The organism is Clostridium mucosae, assembly GCF_024622765.1.
Classification (GTDB): Bacteria; Bacillota; Clostridia; order Clostridiales; family Clostridiaceae; genus Clostridium.
The window spans coordinates 1-9634 of the sequence record NZ_JANKAF010000036.1 but is presented as its reverse complement, the minus strand read 5'-3'; the positions used below and the strand labels follow the sequence as shown (position 1 = coordinate 9634).

Sequence of the window (9634 nt, the reverse complement as noted above, 5' to 3'; positions counted from 1 at the left end):
CTTTCAGAACCTATAACTATTAATTGTACATCACTTGAATTATGTTGTGTAAATATTTCATCAAGCATATTATGAATACGAATCTTTTCATCATCTGATAAATAACCATAATTATAATCTTTTAAGCTATAATAAGCATAACATTCATCTTTCTGATTAATTATTAAATTATCAGCCATAAATTTAACTGGAAATTTCATATTTAACACCACTCCTATCCTTTAATATAGCAATTTCAGAATCAACAACAATATTCTTTAACTTAATATCTCTTGATTTAGTTGTAAGTTTATTTCTAAAAAAATATTTAACATAACAAACAATAAAACTATATGGCTTTTTTCCATCAAAAGTTTTTTTAGACATAAGCCACGCAAAACCTATTGGAATAACAAAATGTTTAAGTAATTTATTATTAATAATAGATAATGGAAAAATATCAGAAAAGATAATTATAAATAGAAATGAAAAAACTAAATATCCTATTTGTGCATAAGTAACTGGAACTGGTAATTTAATATCATATATACTATATAGAATCCCTTCTATACGCCATATATTCGTATAAGTTTTTATTCTCAAACAATCAACTCCTTTCAATAAATACTATTATTAACTCATCAATAAAACATTTTTAATATCTGTTATATATACTTTGCCGTCTTTGCTTTTAATTTCAGCAATAGTATTGTCAATCTCATAATAATCAACTTCAACTTCTATCTTTTCATCTCTTACTACTATAATAGCTCTATAGACTGTAAATTCATTATATATCTCTTCTGCTTCTTCAATCACCTTATAATTATCATTATTCCTCTTTTCTTTCATACTCCCAATCATCAACCAACTTACATATGCAACTGTAATAACAAACATAATAAATAACAGTAGTAGCATCAATGGTCTAAGCATTTCTATCAAAATATACATCATAAAAAATTCCCTCCCTTAGTTTATTCTTAATAAATTATATAACTTTATTTTATCTACGAAAAAAATTTAAAAGATGCCCATATGAACACCTTTTATAATTTAAATATATTATTTTATGTAATTAGAACTTTCTTCTAATATTTTTCGATATTGCTCTGCCATAATTCTTTCTCCTTCATACTCAGGATTATCTTTATTGCTATTTTCAAATCCCCATATTTCAATCCCTGAAACACTATTAATTACTATCTCATCTCCACCTGTTTTCACATAAATAAGATACAAATCATAGCTACCATCCATTCCCATCAATAATAAAAAAACATATTGATAAGACCTACCTCCCACCTCAAGATTATACTTTTCCAACTCTATATCTTTATTAAAGTTTTCCTCAAGAGTATTCTCTACCTCATTAACATTTAGCTTTTTAACAACATTATTCGGATAAATCAAATAAGCTTTCTCCAAATTATTCTTATTGAGAATCTCAATTTTTACTCCTTCTGAATAGACCTCCTTCTCAGCATTACCATCTACTTCATATGCTTTCACTTTAATTTTTGCCGCAACTGTTACCTCTGGTGATAATTTGTACTTATACTCTTTATCCAAATAAAACAGTGAAAAAATGGCACTAAAGATTGATATCCCTAAAGATACTCCTGCAATAATATTTGATATATTTTTTTCTTTTTTTTTTCTTTTTTTTCTTCTTCTTTACTTTGTTCTTTTAGTTTTTTTGTATTATCGAACTGCTTCACTTTAGAATTCTTATTCTTATTTGTCATATAAACACTCCTTTCACGAGTATAATTATATAACAATATTAACCATTTATAAATTCACCTTTAATCTATTTCTCAAAGGATATTTTCTACATATGAATTCACCTATCCTTTTCATTCCCCATTTTCTAAATCTTTTTATAGTCTCTCTAAATTCCTTCTTATTCAATCCACAACAAGAATATTCTTTACACTCATCTCTAACTAAATCATTAAATATCTGAACCGCTTTATCATAATTAGTGGTATATACTGCCTTTGAGCCCTCTAACTCATAATCACCATAAGAAACCATATACACTTTATATATTTTCATTTTCTTTCATCTTCCTAATATTTAAATACTTAATATTCTAATTTTCTTAGTTCCTCTATGTTGAATATGTAATTGATTTGTTGGATTCTTTAATACTAACCAATTACTTGGATTCAATCTTCTTTCCTGCATAATCATTTTTTGTTGTCTTGTTGGCTTTTTACCTTTCATAAATTTATCCTCCTTCAAAAAACTTAGAAGGTGATCCGCAGAACACCTTCTAATCATTTTAAGTAAAAAAATAAAAGCTAATTTGTAGCTTTCTTTCTTCTTATCATTATTACACCAGCTAGAGTAACTATTAAAGCAACTCCTAAAACTACTGTTGTGTCTGTTCCACCTGTATATGGTAAACTTTCAGCTATTCTCTTGTTTTTTAGTTCTGCTTTAACTATTTGTCCATCTTCAGTTATTTCAAATGTTGATGTTTCTGTAGTTAATTCAAACCCTTCTGGTGGCATAGTTTCAGATATGCTGTATTTCCCATATTCTAATTTGAATTTATTTCCTTCTGCTGATGAAACAAATTCTATAACTTGACCTTTATTAAATCCTTCTACACATTCAATTTTAATATGTGCACCTTCAATAACTTCTCCTGTAGATACATCAGTCTTCTCAAATTCAAGAGTTCCTTCTATTCTCTTGTTCTTTAATTCTGCCTTTGTTATTTCTCCATCTTTTATAGAGAATTTACCTACTTCTGTTGTTTGTACAAAGCCTTCTGGTGGTAATGTTTCTCTGAACTCATAATCACCTTCAGGAAGTTTAAATCTATCTCCATCTTTACTTGATGTGAACTCTATCTTGATGTGCTTATTATGTTCTTCTGTACCTACAATCTCAATTTTAGCACCTTCTATTAATTCTCCTGTAGACACATCTGTTTTGATAAAGTCAACTTCACCAGTTTTAACTTCATTTTCAACTGTCATTTCTACTTTTTGATTATCTTCATAGATAACAAAATCTAAAGATACATCTTGATTAATTTTATAATGTTCTGGAGCTTTAACTTCCACCCAGTAGTAATTTCCTGCTTCTAAGTTTTCTACTACTATTTCTCCTTTTTTATCAGTAGTATAAATACCAACTAACTTTTCACCATTCCAAAGCTCAAAATCTGCTCCTTCAAGTGGTCTTCCTGTTTCTGCATCAACTTTAACTAATTTTACTGATCCTCTAATCTTTTTATTAGTTACTTGAAGCTCTACTGTTTTACCTTCTTCAGTTATTTCAAACTTAATAGGCTTTTTATTTTCTACATAGTTCCAAAGCCCTTCAACTTCTTCAGCTTCGTATTTTCCATGCTCTAAATTATTTAGGTTGATTTCTCCATTTCCATCAGTAAGTTCAAACCACTCTTGACCTTTCATAAATCCATCAGTACATGTTACTTTGAATTTTACTCCTTCAAGTGGCACTTGTGTTTCTTCATCAATTTTAACTATTTTTAAGTTACCTTTGATTCTACTATTTCCAACTTCTATAGTATGAACTTTTCCTAAAAGCTCTATTTCTTCATAAGCTGTATCCCTATCTATTGTAAAGTCTATAGGTTCAATAGGATTAAACCCTTCTGTTGGTTCAGTTTCCACTAATGAATAATCTCCTGCTGATAATTTTTGTGGAAATACTATTTCACCTTGCTTATTTGTTGTAAATACAGTTTTCTTTATTGGAACTATACCAAAGAACTCTGTAAACTCTATATCTTCACCAGTTGCTTTATTTACTACCTTAAACTTAGTTCCTTTAATAGCTTCCTTAGTTTCACTATCAGCATCGTATTTTACTACTCTAAGTTTCATTTGAACTGGCTCATTTTTAATGTGTACTACTTCTACTTTTCCATGCTCTGAAATTGTTATAGGGTACTTATTAGTATTTAACCAATAATCATTTCCTACTGATTTTTCCAAAGCATAGTAAACACCTTTTCTAAGGTCTTTTGTAAATGCAAAACCGTCTTTATCTGTAGTTACATTATCAACTACAGTACCTGAAGTAATACCAAAAACATCTTCAGCTACTATGTCAAAATTAGCACCTTCAACTGGCTTTTGAACATCACTTGAATCAATTTTAACTATTTGCAATTTTCCTTTTATAACATCATTAGTAATATCATAAGTATAAACCTTACCATCTTCTCTAATTGAAATCTTCCACTCTTTATCTGACAATAAATAATTACCATTTGTTTTAAGCTCTCTTAATATATAATCACCATAATTTAATAATCCACTTATAGCATAACCATTTTCATTTGTTGTAAGCTCTTCAACTAAGGCTCCAACTTCATCAAAGATACCGAATACTGCACCTGCTATTTTTAATCCAGTTAATTCGCTATCCTCTTTATTAATTTCAACTCTACCTTTGATTATTCTGTTTTGATGAGTTAATTCAATAGTTTGTAAATGCTTATCTATAGTAATAAAGTATTCCTTACCATTTAAAGTATATTTGTTTGGTGATTTTATTTCACTTGCTATATACTCTCCAAAAGGAAGCAACTTACTTATTGCAGTTCCATCTACTCCAGTTACTAATGTATCTACAACTTGTCCAGTTGCCTTGCTCTTTATTTCAAATTCAGCTCCTTGAAGCTTTTCGCCTGTTTCTTCATCTACCTTAGTTATTTGTATTCTTCCTTTGATTATTTCATTTGTGTAGTCTACTCTTTGAGTATCTCCACCATTAACAACTACTTTCTTAATCTCAGGATTCAAAACATGGCTTGGAAGTGTTTCAAGTTCTTTTGTCCAATACTCACCTGCAATAACATTATCAAACACTAATCTTCCATCTGCTCCAGTTACTGCTTCTGCAACTTTATTAGTTGCTCCTGCGTCTGAATATAAACCAAATTTAACTCCTGCTAATACATTCCCTAAATCATCTGTTTTAAATAACTCTATTTTACCAGTACCATTAAATTTAATTCTTAATGGTTTCGGGTCTCTAATAGGGTCATTCCAATACTTAACTATATCTTGAAAACCACCACTACCATCATATTTAAGCGAAGCTGGTTTTTTCAATTCAGAATTCACAACAACTCTTTTTTCTCCATTATATCCTTTTGTAGCTCTAACTTTAAAACTTTCACCAATATTAAAAGTATTCTTTTTATTTCCATTTAAGTCTACTGACCAAACATTACTGTCACTAGGAAAAGTAAATATTCCACTTGACCCCTTTGTAGTTATAACTTCTGTTTCTTGATAATCATTAATTTGACTAACTTCTAAATTATTTGGAGAAATATCAAAAAATACATTTGGCAAACTAGCTTTTCTTCCTAATTCAAGTAATTCATCAACATAACCTATTCCATAATTTCTACTAGTTAAATCTCCTGTCATTTGCCAAATTGCAACTTGTGTATAATATCTTGCATGAGAATCACTTATTCCATACTTTTGCTATAACCCACTAGCATTTACTGGATATCCATGATACAAAACTGCACTTATATTTCCATTATGATATGGATTTCCATTCGGATAATTATTTCCTACTGGAAAGTTCTTATATAAATTTAAGCAATAAGCAACTTCACCATCTATGGTTATTGGGGGAGCTACTATTCCTGAAATAAGTTGAATTCCTAACCCACTATTTCCTGTTGCTCGTTCTTCTATAGTATTTAAATAATTTTGATATAACTGATTATACTCTTCAGGAGACATTCCATTAACAGTTACTTTATGCCCCAATTCTTCAGCATTTGCTTTTATAATATTAATAGGTAATAAATTAAATGACAGTAAACAAGCTAATGCTAAACTTAACTTCTTACTTAAAAGTCTTACTTTCCTCCTTTCTTTTCTTATTAAATTTCCTTTGATTTTCTTTATGAGGTTATTAAAGAATCTCATAAAATCCCTCCTTTAATTTATTTGTGCTTAATTAAAAGCACTAAAAAAGAGACCTAATATAAAATTTCTTATACTAAATCTCTTCTTTACTACTTTTTATTTTTATTCCCAAGGACAATATAATTGCATACTACAATACTCTCCCAAATCAATAACAACCACTGCAAAACTTTTATATTGATATCCGTTAAATAATCTTTGCCCATCAACAGAATTCCCCATTTCTGAACTCCACATTTGATCTGTTCCTCTACCTTCCCAACCATTACTAATTAATGATGGGTCATATGTTAATCCTAAACTTTGTCCATATGATATAAGTCTTTGTTGTACTTCTGCTACACTTGGATAGCTTGGCTTTGGTGCTTCAACTGGTGGTTGTGGTGCTGGAGTAGGTGCTGGTGTTGTTGGCTTTGGTTGAATTGTTCCTTGATTAGAATTTGAATTACTACTTCCATTCCCACTTGTACTTGAAGAAGTATTATTATTTGTACTTGTAGTAGTACCCGTATTACTATTTGAATTATTACTTGTACTATTATTCGTACTTTCATTTGATGTATTAGTAACTACTTCTTGTTTATTCTCTTCCTTTTTAACTTCTTCTTTGCTACTTTCTTCTTTACTTTCAGCTTTAGCAACTTCTTCTATTTTAGTATTGGTATCTTTTTCTAAACTTTCTATCTCTGTTGTTGCTTTCGCATACTCTTTATTTTCTATTAACTTTGCTATGTCCGCTATCTTATTCTCTAGTATTTTCTTATCTTCTTCTGATAATTTTGATATATCTATTTTCTTTAAATTCTCTAATTTTTCTATAGCTTCTGTTTCTTCTTTACTAGATTCTTCTTTATTTACTGCTCCTACTTTATTATCTTCTGCTTTATTTTCTACATTAAACTTATTGTTTAATAATACGCTTCCCCCTATTGCAATAACTAAAGCTCCTGTTACTGCTCCTATTATTACAATATTTTTTTTATTCTTTAATATTTTTTTATCTTTTCTAATCTCATAATAAAACACCCCTTATAAATTCTTATCATTCATAATTTAGTTTTTTATAATTATATCATATTTTATAAACTCTTAAAATTATACCATTTTATACTAGTCAAGGGGTTATATATCCCACCTTGACCTATTTTCTCTTTTTATAGAAACATATTCAAATCTTATATTAAACTCCTTACTAAGTTTATTAGCATTTTCTAAAGCCTCTCTATAATCTTCATATCTCTTCTTAAAAACTATAGCATTACATATAGAAGCAGTAACTTCATAACAATTTAAATATTTGTCTAATATTATTCGTTTCTTCATTAAACCCTAAATATAGACTTGAATAAATTAACTAATATATCTCGTACTGTTTCTGGTGTAACTACAAATCCTGCAACTACTACTGACATTGCTAAAAACGCTACAAATTTAGTCATCTCTCTCTTTACTAAAAAATATATAGCAACACAAACTAAAACAGCTAAAAATAAAGGCATAACATTAGTTTGTACAACTTCTAAAATATTTTGTCCAAAATTCATTTTAATTCCCTCCTAAAAACTATTTATAATAAACTTCCCATCTTTATTTATAAGAACTATATCAAAATGATTTATACTTTTAAAATTAGTATCTAAATCCTTATAAATTACATCTATAGAAATATTAAAAGTAGTATCATCTTTTTTTGTAACTATTTCATTTTCTAATCTTACTAACTCTAAATTTTCACCTAAAGGCTTTATATTTTTCTCAACATAATATGTTAATTCATGGTCAGTAGCTTTAGGATAAACATTAAAGAACATATTTAAAAATTCATCTATTTTCGCTCTTTCATCACTAGTCACATTAGTATCTGAAACTAAAGTTTTATCTAGTTCATAATCCCCCTTTTTAGGTGAAGTTGTAACTGTTGGACTTTGAATAACTACATAATTTCCATTATTGTCTTTATGAACTACAATATAATAAGTATCATCTGTATATTTTTTCTTTTTATCTTGCATTGTTAATTCTTGATAAACAGTAAAGTCTACTTTATAGTTATTATCTTCTTTTCGTTCTACATTCCAAACTTCTATATTTGTAACTGATGACTTAATACCCTTCATTTCTTCTATATTAATTAAAGTATTATTTACAAGATCCTCTATCATATATTTTTTTAATTCTTCTAATCTAGATTTTCGATTTTCTTCATTATCTGAAAAAGAAAAATATGATTTTATAAACTTACTTGAAAATGTATTAACTCCAACATCATAATTACTATTTACATCAGAAATAACTTTACCACTTTGATTATTATTTAAATCATAATCTTTGTTATAGCTTATATTCCTAATTCCAACTATTATAATTACGACAAGAAAGAACCAAAATAAAACTACAAATACTTTTCTAATTTTTAAAGATGATATTTTCTTAATTTCTTTACCTTTAATTTCAATCATCTCCTTCTCTTATCTACTATTCTTAACTTAAATTTTCTAAGCTCATTCTTAAAGCTCCTTTATCTATATCAGCGAAATCTGGAATTTGTTTTAAATAATTTATCATTTTTTCGTAATGCTCTTCCTTTAAATCCGCTGCCTCAATAATATTCTCCATAAACCTACCTTCAATTCCTATAGCCTTTTCTATCAGCTCAATACTTTTCAATGAATTACTAGTTTGTTTCATTAACCATCTATAAGTTTCTTCAAAAGTTTTAGGCTCTGGCTTTATATATAAGCTTAACTTTCCACTATCTTCAATAAACTTTTTCCAATTCTTCCAAGTATCCCATCTTCGCTTGTTACTATCCGAACCAGTTTTTTTTACAAACCTAACATATTGATTTAAAACTGACTTAACTATATATAATATATTGTCATCTATTGATAAAACTTCAGCACATCTAGTTGCATTTTCATCTCTCATTTGTATTTCATATCTGTTCCAATCTCCTATTTCTTCAACTTCAACTCCCTTTTTAAAAGCTTCTTCATAATTTTTTTCATAAAATCTAAATCTAACGTTGGAAGTGGGCGACCCCATATACAAAGTTGTACCTGCATTAGAACCATCAGAGTTTTTTATTTTCTCAAAATTATAAGAATGTTTAAACTTAGAAACTATCTCTCCCGCTTTTATCTTCCTTACCAAGCTAGGAACTTTAAAATAAACTTTAGTATCATCTATAGAAACATCTAATCTACTAAAATTACATGTAGATTCTAATTTAAAACAATCTTTAAAAAAATCTTTCCAAGTTCTTTTTTGAGTTTTTAAATAAAAGTCAAACTGTCTACAACCTTTACCTGTCATTTGTATGTTAACTCCCATTCCTCTTTCGTCATACTCACCATTATGAAATATAAAAATATCATTAAATTGAAAAGAATACTTATACCCACAAAAACCAAAATCATTTTTAGTAAAAAAGCTAATATCTAGTTTTAAAATCTCTTTTACAATCTTTTCAACACCGAAATTTTTGAAGGTCACTTGAACCCAGTCAATTACAGGCTTTAAGTACATTTCTTTCGTACGTAGTACCCCCATGTTATCGTACGGGGGTTCTAAAACTTCCGTCATTTCTTCTCACCTCTTAAAATTTACTTTTCTTTAAGGCTTCGCCTAGGGATTATTCTCCCTTTTGCTCCGCTTGAAAAGTCCCTTTTCTACGGGATAATAATCCCTTTACATCTTCAACTAAA

At 28.3% G+C, this 9634-nt stretch carries 14 protein-coding genes; all 14 read right to left on the bottom strand.

Going from position 1 to position 9634, the window contains the following annotated elements; translation table 11 throughout:
- On the bottom strand, nucleotides 1-200 hold a 200-nt coding region (locus NSA50_RS19110), incomplete at its 3' end, for a hypothetical protein (RefSeq protein ID WP_257447975.1).
- Nucleotides 184-582 (bottom strand): conjugal transfer protein, encoded by a 399-nt coding sequence (locus NSA50_RS19105; protein WP_257447972.1) that lies wholly within the window; start codon nucleotides 580-582, stop codon nucleotides 184-186. The genes NSA50_RS19105 and NSA50_RS19110, both read right to left, overlap by 17 nt.
- 30 nt (nucleotides 583-612) lie before the next feature.
- Nucleotides 613-936 carry a hypothetical protein gene (locus NSA50_RS19100; RefSeq protein ID WP_257447969.1) on the bottom strand — a complete coding sequence of 108 codons (324 nt, stop codon included), beginning with the start codon at nucleotides 934-936 and terminating at the stop codon, nucleotides 613-615.
- Nucleotides 937-1044: 108 nt separating this feature from the next.
- Nucleotides 1045-1551 carry a hypothetical protein gene (locus NSA50_RS19095; RefSeq protein WP_257447966.1) on the bottom strand — a complete coding sequence of 169 codons (507 nt, stop codon included), beginning with the start codon at nucleotides 1549-1551 and terminating at the stop codon, nucleotides 1045-1047.
- Nucleotides 1552-1589: 38 nt separating this feature from the next.
- Nucleotides 1590-1727, bottom strand: coding sequence for a hypothetical protein (locus NSA50_RS19090; RefSeq protein WP_257447963.1), 138 nt, complete (start codon nucleotides 1725-1727; stop codon nucleotides 1590-1592).
- Between the two features lie 46 nt (nucleotides 1728-1773).
- Nucleotides 1774-2040, bottom strand: coding sequence for a hypothetical protein (locus tag NSA50_RS19085; RefSeq protein ID WP_257447960.1), 267 nt, complete (start codon nucleotides 2038-2040; stop codon nucleotides 1774-1776).
- 21 nt (nucleotides 2041-2061) lie between these two features.
- On the bottom strand, nucleotides 2062-2211 hold the full coding sequence (locus tag NSA50_RS19080) for a DUF6906 family protein (protein WP_257447957.1): 150 nt from the start codon (nucleotides 2209-2211) through the stop codon (nucleotides 2062-2064).
- Between the two features lie 77 nt (nucleotides 2212-2288).
- The gene (locus NSA50_RS19075) at nucleotides 2289-5411 is read right to left on the bottom strand and encodes an MSCRAMM family protein (RefSeq protein WP_257447955.1); all 3123 of its coding nucleotides are present in this window, start codon (nucleotides 5409-5411) and stop codon (nucleotides 2289-2291) included.
- Between the two features lie 60 nt (nucleotides 5412-5471).
- Nucleotides 5472-5927 (bottom strand): thioester domain-containing protein, encoded by a 456-nt coding sequence (locus tag NSA50_RS19070; RefSeq protein WP_257447952.1) that lies wholly within the window; start codon nucleotides 5925-5927, stop codon nucleotides 5472-5474.
- Nucleotides 5928-6029: 102 nt separating this feature from the next.
- Nucleotides 6030-6953, bottom strand: a complete 924-nt coding sequence (locus NSA50_RS19065; RefSeq protein ID WP_257447948.1) for a hypothetical protein — start codon at nucleotides 6951-6953, stop codon at nucleotides 6030-6032.
- 96 nt (nucleotides 6954-7049) lie between these two features.
- Complete coding sequence (locus NSA50_RS19060; RefSeq protein ID WP_257447946.1) at nucleotides 7050-7250, bottom strand: hypothetical protein; 201 nt, start codon at nucleotides 7248-7250, stop codon at nucleotides 7050-7052.
- Nucleotides 7250-7471 carry a hypothetical protein gene (locus tag NSA50_RS19055; protein ID WP_257447944.1) on the bottom strand — a complete coding sequence of 74 codons (222 nt, stop codon included), beginning with the start codon at nucleotides 7469-7471 and terminating at the stop codon, nucleotides 7250-7252. The genes NSA50_RS19060 and NSA50_RS19055 overlap by 1 nt, the downstream gene beginning before the upstream one ends.
- 12 nt (nucleotides 7472-7483) lie before the next feature.
- Nucleotides 7484-8386 carry a conjugal transfer protein gene (locus NSA50_RS19050; RefSeq protein ID WP_257447942.1) on the bottom strand — a complete coding sequence of 301 codons (903 nt, stop codon included), beginning with the start codon at nucleotides 8384-8386 and terminating at the stop codon, nucleotides 7484-7486.
- A 22-nt stretch (nucleotides 8387-8408) separates the two neighbouring features.
- On the bottom strand, nucleotides 8409-9512 hold the full coding sequence (locus NSA50_RS19045; RefSeq protein ID WP_257447940.1) for a replication initiation factor domain-containing protein: 1104 nt from the start codon (nucleotides 9510-9512) through the stop codon (nucleotides 8409-8411).
- Nucleotides 9513-9634: the final 122 nt, after the last annotated feature.